At 62.9% G+C, this 19,279-nt stretch carries 19 protein-coding genes; all 19 read right to left on the reverse strand.

Annotated features, from left to right (window positions below):
* Positions 1-288: 288 nt before the first annotated feature.
* Complete coding sequence (locus tag QK444_RS04310) at positions 289-1,053, reverse strand: N-acetylmuramoyl-L-alanine amidase (RefSeq protein ID WP_282777268.1); 765 nt, start codon at positions 1,051-1,053, stop codon at positions 289-291.
* A 12-nt stretch (positions 1,054-1,065) separates the two neighbouring features.
* Positions 1,066-1,500: a hypothetical protein gene (locus QK444_RS04315; RefSeq protein WP_282777270.1), complete on the reverse strand. Its 435-nt coding sequence runs from the start codon at positions 1,498-1,500 to the stop codon at positions 1,066-1,068.
* Positions 1,500-2,792 carry a hypothetical protein gene (locus QK444_RS04320; RefSeq protein WP_282777272.1) on the reverse strand — a complete coding sequence of 431 codons (1,293 nt, stop codon included), beginning with the start codon at positions 2,790-2,792 and terminating at the stop codon, positions 1,500-1,502. Before QK444_RS04320 ends, QK444_RS04315 begins: the two co-directional genes overlap by 1 nt.
* A 92-nt stretch (positions 2,793-2,884) precedes the next feature.
* Positions 2,885-3,931, reverse strand: coding sequence for a hypothetical protein (locus QK444_RS04325; RefSeq protein ID WP_282777274.1), 1,047 nt, complete (start codon positions 3,929-3,931; stop codon positions 2,885-2,887).
* Between the two features lie 4 nt (positions 3,932-3,935).
* Complete coding sequence (locus QK444_RS04330; RefSeq protein ID WP_282777276.1) at positions 3,936-4,943, reverse strand: hypothetical protein; 1,008 nt, start codon at positions 4,941-4,943, stop codon at positions 3,936-3,938.
* 82 nt (positions 4,944-5,025) lie between these two features.
* Positions 5,026-6,057, reverse strand: a complete 1,032-nt coding sequence (locus tag QK444_RS04335) for a hypothetical protein (protein ID WP_282777278.1) — start codon at positions 6,055-6,057, stop codon at positions 5,026-5,028.
* Positions 6,058-6,076: 19 nt separating this feature from the next.
* Complete coding sequence (locus tag QK444_RS04340) at positions 6,077-7,699, reverse strand: phage tail protein (protein WP_282777280.1); 1,623 nt, start codon at positions 7,697-7,699, stop codon at positions 6,077-6,079.
* Positions 7,699-8,592: a phage tail protein gene (locus tag QK444_RS04345; RefSeq protein ID WP_282777282.1), complete on the reverse strand. Its 894-nt coding sequence runs from the start codon at positions 8,590-8,592 to the stop codon at positions 7,699-7,701. The genes QK444_RS04340 and QK444_RS04345 overlap by 1 nt, the downstream gene beginning before the upstream one ends.
* Positions 8,589-10,961, reverse strand: a complete 2,373-nt coding sequence (locus QK444_RS04350; RefSeq protein ID WP_282777284.1) for a hypothetical protein — start codon at positions 10,959-10,961, stop codon at positions 8,589-8,591. The genes QK444_RS04345 and QK444_RS04350 overlap by 4 nt, the downstream gene beginning before the upstream one ends.
* Positions 10,962-11,062: 101 nt before the next feature.
* Complete coding sequence (locus tag QK444_RS04355) at positions 11,063-11,392, reverse strand: DUF5361 domain-containing protein (protein WP_282777286.1); 330 nt, start codon at positions 11,390-11,392, stop codon at positions 11,063-11,065.
* Between the two features lie 47 nt (positions 11,393-11,439).
* A complete protein-coding gene (locus QK444_RS04360; RefSeq protein ID WP_282777287.1) occupies positions 11,440-11,730 on the reverse strand; it encodes a hypothetical protein in 291 nt (96 codons plus the stop codon).
* Positions 11,731-11,934: 204 nt separating this feature from the next.
* Positions 11,935-12,525: a hypothetical protein gene (locus QK444_RS04365; RefSeq protein ID WP_282777289.1), complete on the reverse strand. Its 591-nt coding sequence runs from the start codon at positions 12,523-12,525 to the stop codon at positions 11,935-11,937.
* 76 nt (positions 12,526-12,601) lie between these two features.
* Positions 12,602-13,051, reverse strand: coding sequence for a hypothetical protein (locus QK444_RS04370; RefSeq protein ID WP_282777291.1), 450 nt, complete (start codon positions 13,049-13,051; stop codon positions 12,602-12,604).
* A gap of 12 nt (positions 13,052-13,063) precedes the next feature.
* Positions 13,064-13,501, reverse strand: a complete 438-nt coding sequence (locus tag QK444_RS04375; protein WP_282777292.1) for a contact-dependent growth inhibition system immunity protein — start codon at positions 13,499-13,501, stop codon at positions 13,064-13,066.
* A 354-nt stretch (positions 13,502-13,855) separates the two neighbouring features.
* Positions 13,856-14,782, reverse strand: coding sequence for a hypothetical protein (locus QK444_RS04380; protein WP_282777294.1), 927 nt, complete (start codon positions 14,780-14,782; stop codon positions 13,856-13,858).
* Between the two features lie 220 nt (positions 14,783-15,002).
* Positions 15,003-15,602, reverse strand: coding sequence for an immunity 49 family protein (locus tag QK444_RS04385; RefSeq protein ID WP_282777296.1), 600 nt, complete (start codon positions 15,600-15,602; stop codon positions 15,003-15,005).
* Positions 15,603-15,717: 115 nt separating this feature from the next.
* Entirely contained in the window at positions 15,718-16,005 is a 288-nt protein-coding gene (locus tag QK444_RS04390; RefSeq protein WP_282777298.1) for a hypothetical protein, read from the reverse strand.
* Between the two features lie 516 nt (positions 16,006-16,521).
* Positions 16,522-18,651, reverse strand: coding sequence for a hypothetical protein (locus tag QK444_RS04395; RefSeq protein WP_282777300.1), 2,130 nt, complete (start codon positions 18,649-18,651; stop codon positions 16,522-16,524).
* A 2-nt stretch (positions 18,652-18,653) separates the two neighbouring features.
* On the reverse strand, positions 18,654-19,274 hold the full coding sequence (locus QK444_RS04400; protein WP_282777302.1) for a hypothetical protein: 621 nt from the start codon (positions 19,272-19,274) through the stop codon (positions 18,654-18,656).
* Between the last annotated feature and the right edge of the window lie 5 nt (positions 19,275-19,279).

Below are 19,279 nucleotides of genomic sequence, written 5' to 3' on the forward strand. Positions count from 1 at the left end.
TTTTGTTTTTTCTCCCCCCTCTCTCCCCCGGGGGGGTGGCCGCTGCGCCCCCCCCCCCCCCTCGTGGGTTCATTACGACACGAGACGTCTACGTCTTGTGCGCGCTTCCAGCGGATTTGACGATCTTTCGACCGCGATTGACTCGCTTGACGAGGTGCGCGGTCTGCGCCTCGCACATGTTGTTGAAGTTGAACACCCGGTTGGGGCCGGTGTCGGCGGGACTACCGGCGCTGACATTTCCAGGGGTCCAGGCAGGTATGTGCTGGCGACTCGGGTTCGACATGGCTGTCATCCCCGCCGTTCCAGTCGGTCCAGCCGCGCTCGGATGTCGGCGAGCGCGTCCACCACGGTGAGGTTGTCCAACTGCGGCCAGCCGCCGTACTGTCCGGCGTCGCGCTGGGCGAGGCCGCACAGCTGTTCGCGAATGTCTTTGACGTCGCTGCTGATCGGGCCGCAGAACGCGGTGATGAAGTCCTCGAGCCGGCTGACTTCCGCTGCGGTCATCGGTGCGTCCTTTCCGTCGATGAGGGCCTGGACATCGCGGCGGAACGCCGTCATGTCGATTCCGGCCGGGTCGATTTTTCCTTCGCGGCTGTATTCGCGATGGGCCACGCAATCGGCGGCGGTACGACCGATGCGGGCCAGGATGGCGGCACAGCCGCGTTTGTAGGCGTCGAGTTGCGCCGGGGTCCAGTCGGTTCCATCACCGCGTGATACGGCCTCGATGCCGATGACGTGATAGTTGGCGTTGTCGGTGGGCCAACCGGGCCAGGAGCCGCGGCCGGCGTGCCAGCTCACGCCCGCCGCGATCACCCGATAGGTGCCGTCACGTTCCAGAACCAGCTGTGCCAGTGGGCCTTGCAGATCGGGTCGGCCGTACTGCACTATCCGCCAGTCGTTCGCGCCGCCGCCCGCCGTGTGATGGCAGAGCACGCCGCGCAGGTCACGGAAGTCGCCGTGCCCGCGGTCGCGCCAGCCGTCGTGTTCGATGACTCGCAGTCCGGCAGCGCGGAGCACGTCCGCGAGCCAGATCGGATCTCCGGTCCATGACATGGCCGTGCCGCTCTAGGTGATGCGGACGTGCGAGCCGGCGGCCGAGATCGTGCTCTCCCACCCGGAGAGCTGTGCTGTGCCGAATGCCTGCACGGTGATCACATCGCCTTCGTTGAGGGCGACGGTGGCCGAGGCCGTCAGCGTTCCGGACGCGCCGATCAGCTGTTGTCCGGTGGCGACCACGGTGCCGTTCACCAGAATGCGCGCCTGCTGTGTCGGACCGGTCCCGCTGGCGCCCGAGAAAGCGAGGGTGGCGTTCACGCTGGCGTTCGGTTTGCTGCCCTGCGCGCGCAGACCGTTGCCCGAGAGGGTGGAGCCCGGATAGTTGTCGGTATCGGCTGTCCAGCCGGTGATTTCGGTCCAACTACCCGTCAGTTTCTGGGTGCCGTTCTTGTTCATGCCCGACGGCATGAAGGATTCGCCCCCGGTGACGACGATCATCGGCATCAGGACGTCACCCCCTTCAGGCTCACCTGCAGACCCTTGCCCGCCGGGCTGTCGGCCGTGGTGATGTACACCGTCAGCCGGTCGCCGACGGTGAGCGCCCAGGGTGCGCCGGTGGTGACCACGGTGTCGCCGGCATGGCCGGCAGCGGCGATGGTGGCGGCGGTGCCCGGAATGGTCGTACCGTTCCTCCGCAGTTCGACGACCAGGTTGCCGGTGCCCGCGGTCTCACCGCGATAGGTGATCGAGGTGATGTTGATCGGCCGCTCGATGCGCAGACCCTCCGGCATCACATTGCCCGCACCCGCGGCGCGAGTCCCGGTGTGGGACTTGAAGGCGATGTCGTACGCCTGCCCGGCGGCGGTGGGCACCCGCGCATCGGTGAGGCGGGAGTCGTTGCCGGCGATGGTGTCGAGCGTCGTGCGGGCGGCGGCGGCGTCGCTGGCGGTGAGCAGCGCGCGGCCGGTCGCCGTGGAGTCGGAGATCTGGTTGGCCGGATGCGTGTGCGGCAGCGGGGTTCTGGGATCGTTCAGCCGAGGATCGTCACCGGCGACGGCGGTGGTCGCGGTGGCACCGATGGTCGGCGGGAAGGTCGCCGGCTTACCGGTGATGCCGGACCATTCGGTGGTGCCCGCCGGGCCGCGAATGACAATGCCCTGCCCGTCGGGGGTCCAGCCTCCCGCGGCCGCGTGGTGGACGTACAGCAGCCCGTCGGTGGTGACGACATACTGCGTGCCGTCGGCCGGAGACGCGGGCAGCTCACCGTAGGTGGCTACCTGCCCGTCGATCTGGATGCCCTCGCCCCGCTCACCGCGTACGACGGCATTGCCGGGGCTGGCGGGAACCGGAGCGACCAAGGTCAGGTCGACCAGGCCCGACGAGCCCGCATCCGGGTTCTCCGGATCGGGACCCGCCACATACTCGGTGACGGCGAAGCTGAACGACTCCATGGGAATCTGGCGGCCGTCATAGTTCAGGTTGAACGACACCCGCCAGGTCCAGTCCGTCGGATTGGTCGCTGCTCCGGGTGCGACCAGCCGCACGCCGCGCTTACCGCGCCAGGTGAGGTAGCCGAACTCGTCCAGCTGGCATTCGTAGTGCTCGGGCAGCTGCACATAGGTGGCGGGTGCGGGTTCGGCGCCACCGACGAGGATCTTGGGAGCGTCGGCGGTGAAGGTGAGGGTGCCGCGTAGCGGCAGGAATTCGGGCAGGTCGCCGATGTCCGGTCCGTCGGCGACGTTCGCGAGGAAGCGTCCGACGACCTTTCCGTACTTCAGCGGAGGCAGTTCGGCCATGGGTCAGTCCTTTCGGGCGGGAGGCAGCCGGAATCGACGCACCGGCTGTGAGTTGAGCGGCTCGTGAGCCGAGCCGCGGGAATCCGTGCGCGCTACACGGGCTGGGCGTAGACGATCACCTGTGCGTCGCTGGCGCGGACGGAGTAGCGGCCGGTACCGACCTTGCGGCGCACGGTGACGTACAGGGTGACGGTCTGGTTCGCCGGAACGACGCCGATGGCCGAATCGGGTGTCAGCGGGTAGTCGGCTTCCGGCGCGATGAGGGCGAGGGCGAAGATCGGCGACGACGAGCCGTGCCCACGTGCCACCAGTTCGCCTTCCGGAGAGCCGATTCGCACCTCGATATCGCAGCGGGTGGTGGGCTGCCCCTTGTCGGTGCCGATACTGATCCAGCCTTCGACGACCGGTCGCCACGACATCGGCTGGCTCGGAATAGTGATGGCGGCAATGGTTTTCGTCGCATCGGTGAGACTGGTGCCACCGTTGATCTGCCCCTGTCCGATCGCCCACGGTCCGTTCAGGCGCGGGCTCGGTACCGGCTGGAACTTGCCGAGATCGGCGTTCCAGGACAGGACGTAGTCCTGCCCGAGCGGATGCTCGACATCGATCGAGACATCCGCCGCGTCCTGGATGCGACCGGCCGCACCTGGCTCACCGACAGGACCGGTTTCGCCGCGCGGGAAGGTGATCTCCAGATGCTGTTCGGGTGCGGTCCCGGTGAGTCGCGCGGTCGCGGCGGAACCCACCGGCCCCGCCACCGCCGAGCCGGTCAACCGGTTCGTACGCCCTCGCGCGCCAGGCTTGCCGAAGGCGCGGTCGAACGCGATGAACTCGAGCCCGGTCCAGTAGTAGACGGCATTCTCCGACACGACTCGCCATGCCTTGCGGGCATCGGCCGTCGTCAGCTGCAATGCCTGTAGAGCCGTGAAATCGTCGACGTCACCCTGCCATTCCCACGGCCACGCGGGTGCGCCGTCCGGCCCGACCGGACCGGTCGGGCCCTGGCGCAGTTCGACGAGCATCTCGCGGTCGACGTGCTCGATCGGGTTGACGGTGTGCGGCAGTCCGACCGAATCGGCGATACCGCGCATGGTGATCATGACATCGTCGTCGTAGACGGTGTTCGGGTTTTCGGTCACTGTGTCACTCCGTAGTCGTGGTGACCGGGCGGGCCCAGCAGGTGATCTGAGCGCCGGCCATGAAGTAGTGGTAATTGGAGCTGCCCGCCGCCCGTCGCAGTACGACATGAAGGACTGCGGGCTGCCCGGCGGGAACGACTCCCACCGCACTGTCGGGCGTGATCCGGGCCCCGAAATAGGGCTGGAAGCGGCAGTGCACGTCGATGCCCGCACCGACACCGGTTCCCAGGGCGAGGATCTGTCCACTCGCGGAACCCAGCCGCACCTCGGCGTCGATGCGTTCGTCGAATGTGGTGCTGTCGTCGGTACTTTGGACGGTGACGCCGCCGTGCACGATCGGCCGCCAATCGGTGTCCTGCGCCGGAACATTCAGGCGTGCCACCGTATTCGGGGACGTGGAGGTGTTGCTCTGCGAGGGAGCGAAACCGGCCCCACCGTCCCATGCGGTGCCCTCGACGATGGACCAGGGTCCGCGGATACCGGGATAGGCGCGCGGAACCCACTTGCCGAGTGCCGTATTCCACACCGGTACGGCTCCGTCGACATGCGCGCCATCGGCATAGTCGGGCGCGTTGCGAATCGGTCCCGGGCCACCCGCCGGCCCCTGACTTCCCTGCACGCCGCGCGGAATCGTCAGGTCCAGACGGAGATTGGGCGGGGTACCGGTAATGGTGGCCTGTAGATCGGATCCGGCCGGGCCGGTATCGACGGTGCCGAGGGTCACCGTGCAGGTATCACCATCGGGCCCGGCAGCTCCGAACGCCTCGGTGAAGGTATCGAAGCCGGTACCGTTCCAGAAGACCAGCGAGTCCCCGGCCAGGACACGCCACGCCTTACCTGCCTGTGCCGGACCTAGTTTCGATGCCAGCGCGGTCAGAGCGGCCTGGTCTGCGATATCGCCTTCCCAGCGGAAGGCAGGGCACGGCTCGCCCTCCGGTCCCGCCGAACCGACGGTGCCGGTCATGAGTTCGAGCGAGCCGTCGCTCGGTGTGCTCTGCAGGGATTGCACCACACCCGGCCCACCGATTCCCTCATCGATACCGCGAATGAGTGTTGATCGGAAATATTCACCAACGGTTGACATATGACCTCGTTCAGATGGGCTGGGCGTAGACGACCAGCGATGCGTTCGCGCGCTTGTACCCGATGCTGCCGCTGCCGTTCCCGCCACGTTCGGCCGTAACGACCAGATTGGCTGGCTGACCGGCCGGGACCACCGCGAAGGTGGAGGACGGCGACAGGGTCTTGGTCGTCTGTTCGTCGCGGTAGGTGGGAATGATCGGCTGATACCAGTAGGCGCCGGAAGTACCGACGGTGGCGGCCGCGACCTGGCCCTGCGAGTGATGAATCCGCACCATGCCCCGCACGTACTGGGAGCCGGTGACCTGCGAGGACAGCAGCATGTGTCCGTAGACGACCGGTCGCCACGCGAAGGATTGCGCCGGCACGGTGAAGGTTCCGGCGATCAACTGGGGCACCGACGCGGCCTGGTCCGCCGCGAAGTCCTCGTTGAACCACACCCAGGGGCCGGCGGCCATCGGTAGGGGCTGCGGACGGAACATTCGGGTCGCCGGGTGGTAGGCGAAGGTGCCTCCCGGCACGGGGACGAGCGACTGGTCGAAGTCCGGTGACTCGTTGATCGCCCCGGACGCCCCGGCCGGTCCCTTGGCACCCGGCTGACCGGCCGGTGCGGTCACCCGCAACAGCTGCGCGCCGGTACCTTCGAACTCGGCAGCGGGCTGGGTGAGCGTCCGCTCATGCACGGTCTCGGCCGTGACTGTATTCGCATCGGCCACAGTTCCTTTCGGACCGACCGCGTCCGGTGAATGCCGCCACGCCGTGCCGGTCCACACATCCATGCCATTGGTGTCGAGCCGATGCCACCACTTGCCGCGATCGGCCGCTCCGAGACCGCTCGGCCGCTCCGCAGCGGTGGCGATCTCCCCCATCTTTCGGGAGGTGGTGCGCGGGCGGCCCTGCCGCCCCCGCTCCCCGGCCGGGCCCTGGGGTAGTTCGAGCCCAGCTACCTCGTCGGCCACGGCGATGTTCGCCTCGAGAATCGGCAGCCCATCCACGTCCAGCTGCCGCTGCACGGTGAGATGGGCGGGAAAACTGATGTCCGCCATAGTGTTTCCTCCAGCGGGATTAGAAGATGAGCAGATCCAGGTCCGCGCCGACATCGGTGGACAGATCCTTGATGGCGGCGGCGAAGCGGCCGAGCCGCTGCCACGCCTTGACGATCGAGTCCTCCTCGTCGGAGCCGTCACCGACGGTGATCTGCCAGACGGCCGGGGTTTCGCGGTTGTCGGAGAAGGTCAGTTCGGTCACGTAGTCGGTGAAGACGTACTCACCGAGCTGGAATCCGATCTGGTCGCCGAGCCCGAAGTCGCGGCCGAGCAGATAGGGGGCGTTGTCCTCGATGGTCACCTTGTGGCTGGTGTAGCCGCGGGTCAGGTGCAGGCCCTGACGACCGGCGACCAAGCCGTCCAGGTTGAACGCCTTGTCGCTGCCGGTGATGTACAGCTCGCGGAAGGCGTACGGCCCGGCGCGCTCGACGCGGCCCATGTCCCGGTACACCATCCAGGCGAGGAAGACGTCGTTGAGCTGGCCGCGATAGAGGAAGTCCAGGCCGATCAGGGACAGCAGGCCCTTGATCACCACCTCGATTCCGGCGTTGACCCATCCGGGCGAGCGGCCACCGATGATCACGTCGGTCGCGGTCGGCTTGTGCAGCGCGACCTCGGATGCGCCGATGCCGGAATACTCGCCTTCGAAGTACCACACCCACGGGAAGTTCTTGAAGGTGCCGAACTTGCCCGGCTGCCCGTATACGGCCTCGTATTCCGTGGTGGAATCGAAGCGCGGATACCGGACCGGCGTGGTGCCGTCGTCGGCGAATTCCTCGATCCACGACTGGATTCCATCCAGCAGCGTGCCGGTGCTACCGGTGACGCCCGACTTGTCGACGGTCTCGAGTACCACGGTCGGCTTCTCGAGGTGGAACCATTCCGGGGCGGGCTGCTCGTCTTCGCCCGGCAGGAAGAACCGTGCGGTGAGCATGACGCCCGAGTCCTCCAGCATGGGCTGGAACAGCTTGTCCGCCATGTCGAATCGAGCGGACGCCGCGCTCCAGCGGCTGGTGTCCCGCAACGGGTCGACCGGCACCACCGCGATCGGGAACAACGTATTGCCGACGCCGTTCCACTCCGGCGATTCGATGAGGTCCGGTGGCTGCCAACCCGGCGCCTGCAACCGCATCAGGTTCATGGTCAGGTAGGTGGTGACCAACGAGCGAACCGGCCCGAACAGGATGTGGTGCCGGGGGAACTGCGCGAGCACCGGCGCGAAAGGCGATGCCCAGCAGCAGATGGTGGCGACGTGGTTCCAGGCGTGGATGGCCTCGATGTCGACGGTTTCGACACCGTTCTCGTCGCGCACGATCGACGCTTTGGTGACGTAGCCATCCCAGCGGAACCCCTTGGTGTTCACGGTGATCGGGATAGTGGCGTCCGCGCCGTCCTCCTTGTTGCCGAACAGGTGATCGAAGTGGGTCATATCCCGCGGGCAGATCATCTTCAGACCGCCCGCCGCGTTGCGCGGATAGGTGAACTCCAGCGACAGGTAGCTGTGCTCCTCACCCACCTCCCGCATGTACTTGTCCCAGAAGCGAACCAGCACATCGGGATTGCGCGCCTGCTCCTGATCCGCGCGGAATGTCTCGTCCATCCGCCGCACTTCGGTGTGCGGATCCCAGGTTCCGGCGCTCATCAGAACGGCCTCGAGGATCGCGGTGTCACGGTGGCGACGATGCTGGATTCGATCGTGCCGCCGTCCACCTGCACCGTGATATCAGTGGCCGACCAGGGCACCATGGATTGCAGCCAGCGGCGGCCCGCGAGCTGCGCCCAGACATTGCGGCCCTGCGTATCCGAGTCGGTGTACAGGCGCGCCGTCCGGCGGCGTGGGTGCGTGTCGATCCGCAGGGTCTCGTTCGCGCCCAATCGGGGGGTCTGCACCATGCGCACCTCATCACCCGCGACGGGGTCCAGAATCGACCACCTGCCCGGACCGTTCATCGTGTACCGCGGCCACGCCGGTTGGTCGGCGGCGTTGCGGATGCGCACGATGCCTTCATTGAGACCGGAAGTGTTGGTCCACACCGAGTTCTCGTCGAAGTGGTGTTCCAGCGGGTCCATGGCGGTGGCCGACATCTTGTACACGGCCATCGCGTTGCGCGCCGGATCGACATCACCGACGGGCTCCGGAGCCGCGTCCAACTGGGCCTGCTGGAATCGCCAGCCCTGGTGGCGGGTGTAGTAGCCGACGGTCACCGGCTTGTCGGTCGACCATCCCCGGAACCAGGCGTCGTGCACGGCGTGGAAGTCCCGGATCGGATCCACGCCACCGGCTTTCGCCGCGCCGGACACGACGACCAGGAAATCCCATTCCTTCTTCGACCGGACCGATCGAATGAAGGTCGCGCCGTCCTGGCGCGCACCTTCCGAGACGAGCAGCTGCACCGGCGCGAACATGTACCCGGCCTGCTGTGACAGCCGCACACCCTCACGGCCGGAATTGGTGCCGGACAGATGCCACACCCGGCCGTTGACATCCCACAGCACGACCTTCGTGCCGTGGGTTTCCAAAAGTTGGTGGGTCATCGCCCGAAACCTCCTCCGCGTTGCTGCGCCAGAGCCCGGCGCCGGCGTACCCGCTCCACCGCGATGGACGCGCTCTTGGGGTCTGTGCCGTTGAAGTTGTAGATATCGACGCGGGCGGTGTGTCCACCCGGGCCTTCCGCCAGATCGGTGAGACCGAAACCGGTGCCGACCAGTTCTTTCACCGCGTAGCCCGCCCACTCGATGGGGCGGGTGAATTGATCGCCGATCATGCCGCCGACCATCGAACCCAGCATCTGGCCGATGACGGGGCCGAGTGGGGCTGCCGGGCCCAGGAAGGGCGCGATGAGCGTGCCTGCCGCGCCGCCGATCAGGCTGCCAGCGGACGAGGCCGCGCTGGAGATCGCTCCGGTGAGGCCGCGCAGCAGGCCACCCTGTTGCAGGCCCTGGATGCCGGAGGACAGGGCGTTGAGGCCGATCTGCTGCGGGATGTCCGGCTGTGGCACTCCCCCGGCACCTTGTTGTCCGGTTGGGCTCCACGGAATTCCGGTGGCTTGGCTCAGCCAATGGCCGATCGTGGTGGTCCAGTCGCCATTCGGATCGGCGTCGGCGTACGCCTGCCCGATCGGCACGGTGAGAATCGCCGCGAGATCGCCCAGTGCCTTGGGAGCATTCGCTCCCAGAATCGGCGAGAGCAGGGTTCCGAGATCGTTGCCAACCTTCCTCGATGCCAGTTGCAGCAGGCCCTTGAAATCGCCTTCGTACTGGTTGTACGGATACGACTCGCGGGCGAGGGTTTTCGGCCCGTTCCCGGTGAGCGCGCCGAACCAGTCGACGCCTTCGAAAGAATCCAGCATGGGCGGAGCGATGCCGTCCTTGTCCGGCATCATGGACTCGATCTGAGTGCCCGCCGGAGGCGCGGCGGTGCGCACACCCGAGTCGGTCGGCGTCACGTACGCCCACCCGCCGGTCAGTCCCTTCTCCGGATCGCTCGGCAGATACACCCAGCGAGAGCCCTCCCCGGCCGCGTCATAGACACCGCTGGCAGCCGCGGGTCCGGCACCACCCACGATGCTGCCGCCGCCGTTCGTGGGCAGTCCCGCGCCGGACCCCACGGTGGGCGTTCCATCCGCGCTGGTCGTCGCACCCGTACCACCGCCTCCGGTGCCGGGCTGCCCCGGAACCTCGGTCCGCAGGCTCATCGACGCGGTGAGCTCACCGCCGAACTGCGACCCGATCAGCCGCCCCAGCTGCTCGCCGATCTCCGGCACCAGCTGCCCCGAAGGCCCCAGCGCCGGTGCGATGATCGCTCCCAGGGCAGCGCCGACCCGGCTCCCGGCTTCCGCTGCGGCTCCGGCGATTCCGGAACTCAGCGCACTGGAAAGCGCGCTCAGCTCTGCGTTCCCGCCGCCAATGCTGCCGCCGCCGAGACCGGGCAGTCCGAGGCCCGCCAGTGCGCCGAGCATCCCGGACGGCTTGGCCTGCATCGAAGCGGTCAGCGGCAGCGGTGCCCCCGGCGCGGTCGAACTCGGCGGTGTCCGCACCGGAGGGTTGGCGATGCGCTGCGCCTGATCGCTCAGCGGGCCGCCGGGCTGGAAGAGCGGGGCCAGCGCCGACCCCAGCGCCGACCCGGCCCAACCGGCGGCGTTCACCGCGGCCGCACCGGCGTTGCCGAGCATGTCCGCGATCACGCCCTGGCCGAGCAGTCCGCGCCACTGTTCGAGAGTCGGTGTCGTGGCGACGGTTTCGGGTAGCGGCGAGGTGAACCCCTCCAGCATCCCGGTGAGGAACTGGGCCGACGGCACCCAGCCCGCGTTGATCGCGTCCAGCAGCGACAGCGTGTTCGCCGCCGCCTCGGCATTGACCACGTACTCGCCACGGGATGCGAGCAGCGGGACATCGTCGGCGGTGGAGGGACCCAATCCGGGGATCAGGCCATTGATGAAATCGCCCGGCCGGTGCACCAGGCCGCCGCGTGCACGACGGACCGGTGTCTCGTCCGAGTCCGGATCATGCTGCTCGACCGCATCGTCCCCGCCGGAGCCGCCGCGCTTCTTGGCGGGATTGAGCAGCGTGGCCTTGGAGCTGAACTTGATGATCCGGGTTTCGGTCTCCCCCTCATCCGGCGCGGGTAGCCCGCGCAGGAGATTTCGCGTCTCGGCGGCCACCCGATCGGTGACGAAGTTCGGTACGTGCCCGAGCACTTCCTCGAACGCACGGGCCAGAGCTCCGAACGGGCCGGAACGGCCAACCAGTGTGTTAGGCGCCCCGGAACCGTTGTCCGAGACCAGAATCGGGTCCTCGTCGGGCAGGGTGATGAGCGAGGTCCCGGCGGTGGGTCCTCCCTCCCAGACCGCGCCGCTGGGCAGCGTGATCCGCTTCCCGGGTGCGGGCTGCCCATTGGTTGTCATCGCAAGAATGTCCGGCAGTGTCATTGCCGGTGGGCGTTGCTTGTCCACAATTGCATTCACTTTCTGGGCCGATTGCGCCCGCACCCGGCCACCGGCGAGGACTACTCGCTCCAGCCGAGGAACTCGTTGATCCGGTCGATGCTCATGGCCGTACCGACCCGTTCCCGATCGGATTCGACGCCGGGCCGCGGGATGCGGGCGGGTCGGTTGCGCCCGTGGCGGGCGTCGTCGCTCTTGGACCACATCATCCACCGCAGGCAGTCGGTCATCTCCGCCAGCAGTTGCTGGTCCAGCTGCCACCGATAGGTTTCCGGGTGCATGGTGCGCATCAGCGCCGAGTCGGGCGGCAGGAATGAAACGACGGCCTTGAGGTCGCGCCAGCTCAGTTCGTCAGTACCGAGCCGACGCAACCGCAGACCGAGGCTGATCAAGTCGTATTCGATTGCCTCGCAATACTCTTCGAGAAGAGCATCGAGGCTCAGAATTCCCCCAGGCTGATCCCCGAGTGTGCGCGCCAGGCTTCCAGCATCTCGTGGTACGCGTCCGGATCCATATCGTCCAGGGCCGCGAGCGCCTCGGGCGAGAGGCTCATCTCCAGCAGGGTGTACATCGCGTCCACATCGCTGAGTCGCCGAATCCGGCGGACCACGCCCGGCTTCAGGTAGGACAGCGACGGCAGCTGGATCTCGACGCCGTTCACGCGGTAGAAGAAGTCGTCCTTCACCTTGATCGGCTGGGCGATGGTGATGGGGGCTTTCGGAGAAGTCATTGTTACGCAGACCCTTTCGAGTAGTAGTTGTGCATGCGCAGGTGTTGATATGAGAAGGCCCAACGGCGACGGGCGGGCCTGCGCATAGGATGGAAATCCCGCCGCCGTTGGGGGCTTGTCGGACGGCATGGGGCCGTCCTCAGACATGGTTCGACCCGGTGGGGTTCGAACTCACGGAAGGTGACGGTCGGAACCGTCGTGATATCAGGCGGCGAGCTTGTTGCCGTCGTTCAGGTAGCGGTACGCCTTGACGCCACTGTCGTCCTTGAACGCCTCGACGGTGATCATGAAGCCGGCCAGCTCGGTCGAAACGAACTTCTTCTCGGTGACCGAGGTGATCTTGGCGTTCGGCAGGACGATACGCAGCTTCTTCTCTTCGTTCGCCATGTCGAAGACCCACGCGCGGTGGGGCAGCGGAGCGCCGTTCTCCGTCACGGTGTACAGCGCACCGGAGGTGGAGGTGGCGGCGGTCGGCGTGACATTGTCCTCGCCGAAGACCTCACGCAGCACGTCCTGATCCCAGGCCGCGTACAGGGTCAGACCGAAACGCACCGAGTGCTCGGTCTGCAGCTGCGCGATGATGTCGGCGTTCCAGTCCTTCACGGACTCGATCCGCCGCTCACCCATCGATTCGATGCCGTCCTCGGACACATAGCCGAGCGCCTTGAACGCGGCATCGATAGTGCCGTCCGCGGAGGTCGGCAGCGTGGAAGCCAGCGGGGCGACCAGGACACCACCGGTAACAGCGATATTCGGGGTGCCGGCGCCGATGAACTTGCTGGAGGGCATAGCCATTGTGTTGTCTCCCTTGGGATTTTGCGCAGGCCCTAGGGATATGTATTCAGTTGTTACTCCCGCGTTGTCGGGGGAGTCACGCGAGGACTCTTCCTCGCACGATCAGGTCGGTGACAAGCGTGTACCGCGGAGCGGCGGTCACCGGGTCGGTGTCGTTTTCCAGGCCGGCATCCTCGATGTGGTCACACCACGCGGTGCCGATGTACCCGGGTGCGGCGGCATTCACGATCCCGCGCACCAGCGCGGCCAGCTCGGCCGCGCCACCGGCGTCATCGGTGCACTCGAAGACCACCCGAGGACGATCGAGGATCAGGTGAGCGCCACGACGGCCCTCCCTGTCCTCGACGTCCAGCCGAGGCTTGCGGTCGTTCCGAGCGACCCGCACCATGCGGGCGGGCTTCGGGTCGGGCACTGTCGTGACTACTTGAGCGGTATCCGGCAGGGCCGCAAACTGAGCGGTCAAGAGGTCGACGAGACAGCTTTCAATATCAGAGAACTCTATACGTTCGGACATAACCAATTCCATTCAAATTGAAGCTCATTCACTATCATTGAGCCCTAGACGAGCGGAGAATTCAATAAATCTTGCTACATCCTCAACCAAATAGGGACCAATTTCACTCAGGTCGCGAGTCGTTTTCGCGAGAGACTTGGCCCACTCGGGATGATCCTGCCAGAACTCCAGGCTACACGTGACAACTGCGGTGAGTAGATCCTCATCATAGAATCCGCCCGCTCTCTCATCAGGAACTGTCTCACTCAGATGATCTAGTGCGACGGGGATCAACCATCGAAGCCCGATCTCCTGCCCAATCAGCCTGGCGAGCGCCGTCGGGTTCAATTCCCCAATCGGCATCTCGCGAAGCCGATAGACGTCAGCAACTAGCTCGGAAGGGAATTCTCTCAATTCCGGCCAGCACGTCCCTTCAAGCTCCTGAAGAGATTTACTTTTTTCAACCCGTCCACTAAGTTTCATCGTGCGTAAGTACCCAACCCGAATTCAGCAGCTGTACTACTCCCGACTCGACAAGATGCGACCCCTGAAAGCCGAGGCATCCAACTTAGATGCTCCACAGGGTGAGTCATGACGCCAGCACCCTTGTCCTGCATATTCCAGTTCAACTGGATGCTATAGCCGGGCGGTTCAAAGCTATCGGCCAATCAGGACTATGTTTCAAATTCGCCTACCCATGCACCATTTAAAAGGTACTTGGGCATGTAGCCCGACTCGACGTTCCATATCCAGCACCCAATCAGCGTGTCTCCCAAGGACTTCCATCACACTGCCGAAACCTGTGAGCCCACCTTGGTGAGATCACCTCAGTCTAAATCATTCCGACTCAGTCCAGCCGCCCGACGCGATCCACTCAGTTTGAAATTCTACCGGCGATATCTCCGCCGAAAACGTGCCCCAGGCACGATCAAGTTCATCCAAGGACGGAATCGGATCATCTTCTAACGAAGTGAGGTCAGTATAAATAAGGCCGCCAGCGAGACCAACTCGACCATCCGGATAGATCTCTACCTTTCTATGCTCGAACCCATTTTCGAGTATCTCTCTGAATATCATTGCAGGTTCATTTAGGACTGGGATCTGCGCAACCGACTTAATATAACGCATTCCAACCTCATCAGGAATGAACCGCGATGCAATCTCCGCCGCAACGGCGCGGTCTACTGCCGGAGCATTCGGAGCTGCAAAAGATTGCGCCGATACATCTGGTTCCTGTATCGAAAGGAGGTTCTCGGAATCTTGGGAAGATAACAGACGTCGCATCCACTCAGGTACTTCCTCACGTGGATAGATATCAAGATCCTCCTGGAGGTCAAATCCAGCTAGCGTATCCTCTTCCGGTTCACTGTACCCAAACTTCGTCGAAACATCACCACTCGATGAGATGCGTACACTCATGGTGAACCACGTGCCTTTGTCTGGTATGTACATCAGATCACGTAGTTGGTCCACTGCACGAGGAATATCTATTGGACCACCAATGCCAGGCATCGGACCATCTGCTGTATCGACGCCGATTTTCATCTCGATAGCACGGCCAACTGCAATATAGGTCAAGTCAATCTGACGCCAATTACGGGGGGCTTGTGCACGCACATGATCGATAATTTCTGTCATGAGCCGTTGACGCTCGATCGAAGCATCGCCGGCGCTACTCATTGTCAATTGCACGCCTTTCGCGCCATTGCTCGTCAGTTGGGAGCCTATATCCGAGATGATACCGCTTAGGGATCCGCTCTTCACCGGCAACTCTCCAGCCGGCGGTTGCTGGTCGGTGACTGTACTCGAAAGTTTGACTGTACTCAGCTACCTGAGGCGCGATCCGGCTCATAAGTGCCGACAATCTACGCTCCAGATTGTACACTTCACCAGGAGCTGACCTCTACAAGCTGGTGTTACTCAACCCATACATGGCCAGACAGACCTTAGTCTCACCAGCGTGACGCTAGGCATCAAAATGAATTCACGAATTGAAAACCTCGGGCCATGAATCGTTGACGAAGTTCTTGGGAAGGTATCCAGAAGCAACTTCGATCGGCACGCCCTCATCATGAGCCATGATCGCAAACGCTAGTGCAGGCAACGAAACCGAACCCAAACGATCATCCTGGCCATCGGGATTCAAATGCCAATACAATCTGTGAAGCTCGAGAGCCTCGAGCAGCGCTGCATTGAACTCTGAGGATCCCTTGAAGTAGAGAGCATGAAACATGCCTACTGGCGGATACAAAAGGTTTCTACTTCGGTTCCCGTCGCGGCGGACGCATCCGAGAAGGACGAGACTATGGTCTTTCAAGTTTCTCGGCCAAACCATCGCCACGCAGTCCGAACCAAAAGCTCTGCAGAAGATCAGCCCCGCTTCAAACGTCTCGGGCAATACGGCGTCCTCATCCACTAAGCACAATGACCGAAAGTAGTCTACGGAAAGCAAGAATGCGGGCTCAATCAGCATTGGCGAATCCGCGATGCCTACGAGGAATGAATCGACAGCAGAACCCAGATCATCGATCAGAAATTGATCCTCAGACTGGGGCAATCTATGGCGCGCAACCACGGTTGTCACGATGTTCCTCCCTTGTGACATCAAAGTGCCTAGGCATGAAACCGTTATACGTTCGATTGGGAGCGATCACATGCATCACCGTACTGTCCATTAAACGCTCGTTCGGCGTCTATACTCACAGATCCGTAAGAGTCGAGGGCTCTTCACCGCCGTTGTAGATATATTCGTAAAGCTCACGCAGGAACGCATACATCTGGTCATGGTCCGGAAAATCTACAGCCGTAAGATTGAACCAGTCTCGACACGATATGTTCTGCTCACGGAGCAATGTTTCAAACTCTTTTCTTATATTCCCTTCATACTCATGGGACGTCCCCCGAGAGACTTCGCGCATCGTCGGGAAGTCCATAACCGTCTCTGACGCTAAGGCGACACGAACGAATGTCAAAAATGCTTCGTCCACGTGGTCACTCCCGATCCCGATGTCTCTGCCTTCGATGCAGCGATTCGATTAAGTTCGTCCACCGCTCAGTTTATTCTCTCAGTTCCTCTAGCCAACCTTTCTCGATACTTGAGGACTCATAGTCAAGTGAATTAGGCGGGTTGATCGGTGGATACAGGATCGTCTGCAAATATTCCCACGAGGTGGCACAAACCGGGGCTACCCGAATCGGGCATCCCAGGCTCGAAGAATCTCGACAGTGCGGTCTCTAAAATGAGGATACCTACCAGTGAGAGTAGCGAAAGCAGATTCCATATCGTCTCGCGTCGAGAACAGAAACCCACCATTAAAATTCAGTGCAGCTTCAATCTTAGCCAAGTCGTCACCTGTGAGCCAGACCCTAAGCGTCGCCAACATTTCACCACCATTGTCCTGAAATTTCCACAGGAGCATATCTAGAGTTTCCGAGAAATCGCCGCTTTCCATTCGCTCAAGCAGTCCTGATAATATTTCATCCATCGATACTTTAAACAAAGTTCAGATCTTTCGATATACTCGAGTAATGTGGTTCTCGGTAGTTGATAGAGGCGTTCCGTCAGAGAGTCGTTGAACTCCGAATCCATGCACGGGCAGTATAGGACCCTCCCATTCAAGGCGCAGCCCCAATTCGCCGAGATTTGCGGGCGTCTTGATATATTTGTTCTTCGGGCTTCCGGTAACGATCACAATTCCATTCTGCTTGAGGACCCTGACAGTCTCCGAGTTTATGGGATTGTATCCGTATGGGTTGACTGAATGCACCTCGTCAAATACACCCTCCCGGAAGGGGAGCTGGTTCGCATCCAGACGGACATCCAGTTCTGAATTTGGTTTGAGATCGGCGTTCACAGCTCCTTCCATACGGTTCAACCCGGCTCCGAGGTTTAACCTTATCGGCACACTGGGTCTTGGGACGGGTTCGGCGTTCGTAGGGGTGTCCGCTGCATCATCGACGCTAGAGCCACTATGCACATCCTGATCCGGGGCTGTATCCCGCCGCACATGATCTTCGGCCTCGAAGCGTCCTGGACCAACTTGCGGGGAGGCTTCACCGTCGGGCTGGGCATGCTGTTCCTTCGACTGGGCGTTTTCGTCAGTCTCCGGTGAACCCTGGGGATGGTCGGCGGGAGCGCGGTTAGAGTTCTCGGCAGCTACATCCGGTGTATCCTGTTTGGTCTTCGGGCCATCGACATCCGGGATGCTGTTTGCGACCTTGTTGATTTTCGGAACCGCCGCCACACCACCGGTGCCGATCGTTGTTCCGATGTTCGAAACGACGATCCCGAGGGCGTAGTACCAATCGCCTCGCGCCCACTCGTCCCATCCCAGAAAGTCTTTTCCGCCCGCTTTCCAAGAATCGATGACTCCAGGACCGCCTGCAGGGCCGAGTCCAATAAGGGCACCGATACCGTTGACGGCTTCTCGCCGGGCTTCCGCAGCTCCAGGACCTCCGATTCCAAGCAGGGCTGCGGTGTCTTTTACATTGTCGACAATTGGGCGTACGAGTCCGGAACCAAATGAGATAGATGCTTCTATTACGGTCTTATCATTCGACGGAGCGACAACCGCGGGCACGTAGCCTCGACTGCGCATATATATGTCGAGGGTGGTAGGTTTGGATCGCTCAGGGGGCGGTGGCGCATTCTTAGCCGGCTGTGATGGATCGGTGAGCCTGCCGAAGCCCTGAATCCTCTCCACATGATCCTTTATCGCTGGATTCTCGTAAGGGAAAATCCCGATCTGCGCTAGTCGTTGAATTGCCTGGGACTTCTTGACTCGATCTTCGTGCGTGCCGGCCTCGCGGAAGGCCCAGAGTAGGTCGTTGAACTGTTCCTCGGGCGTATACTGGGCCTTAACGAGGCGTTCCCTGGCCAGGTAGTACGGATTACCTGGTCCAACCCAGGGTTGGGGTCCTCTCGTATAGGCTTCGAGGTCCTTTCGCAACTGCTCCTGAGAGTAGTTGAAGCCATATCCGTCCACTCCAGATCTAAACCACGTCCTTGGAGCCGTGATGGCAGAAGGAATTACGTACTTCTGTGGTTCCGGAATACCTACAGAGCCCTCGGCTGTAACGATTTCTGGGAACAGCGATTTCGGGCCCGCATTGGAGGCCGGAGACGTCGGACCATCTGCACCCAGTTCCCCATAGAATTGCGACAGCATCGTTTGTTGACTAGGGGCCTCGTAGCCGGGGAGGGCCAGTTCTTCCAGGGATTCCGGGACCTTCACAGTCGGAGTTTGGGTACTGGGTTCGGGTTCCGGTTCGGAATACATTTGCTCGAAGACGGTCGGCCCGGCAGGATTTGGAGGCGGGACCGTGTCCTCGCGCGAGACCGAGGGTGCAGTTCGATTCTCGACCTTCTCTGGAAGGTCATCGTCAGGCCTCCGCAGGATCGGCGGCGGGCCGGCGATGCTTTGGATAGTGCCTCGTTCAACTACTTGTTGGCCCCACGGCCCCGAGGACATGAAGTCCGTGAGCGCGAACTCATGGGCTCTTGACGCTGCGGTCGACATCAGATCCTCAGCGTTGAGTACTCTCGCGAAAGTCGCGGCAGCATCTCTTGGCGTCCGCACCGAGTAGTTGAAGACCCGCGAAGCAGCAGGATCATCGATGGGCTTGGCTGACATGATCACTCCTCGCGGCGGCTGAGGCGCGCTTGTTCGATGCGCTGTCGCAGCTGCTCGACCATGCCCGCGTAGGCGTCGGTCTTGGTTGGGGCTTGGGCGGACAGGCCGCGGGGGTGGGTGGCGCACCAGAGGCCGTCGTCGGTTTGTTTGACCTGGATTTGTTCCAGGTCGTAGTAGGACTCGGGGTCGGGGGTGGGCCAGTTGCCTTGGGTGTCCTTGGTGATGTGCATGCCGGTGTCGAAGGCTCCGGGCGGGCCGCCGGGGGTGGGGGTCCAGCGGATTTCCTCGAGTTCGGGGTGGACACGGACGCCGCGTTTGACGAGGTATTCGGCTACTCGGGTGGCTTGTTTGATGCTGGTTACGGTGGGGTCGGCCAGTTTTCGGCCTACCTCGCTGTGCCATTCCGGGAGGTGGATGACCGAGAGTTCTTCGGCGAGGGCGCGGACCTGGGGGTCGAGGGCGGTGTCGGGCTGGTGGTCGGCGAGCTTGCCGGTGAGGGTGTGTTGGAGGAAGGACAGGAATTCTGGGGTGACCAGTTGGCCGGTGTCGGTTTTCACGTAGTTCGACTGCGGCGGGGGTTGGGTGCCGAAGTGGACTGAGTCGATGATTTCCTTGTCGGACATGGGAA

The organism is Nocardia sp. CC201C (assembly GCF_030010695.1).
GTDB lineage: Bacteria > Actinomycetota > Actinomycetes > Mycobacteriales > Mycobacteriaceae > Nocardia > Nocardia otitidiscaviarum.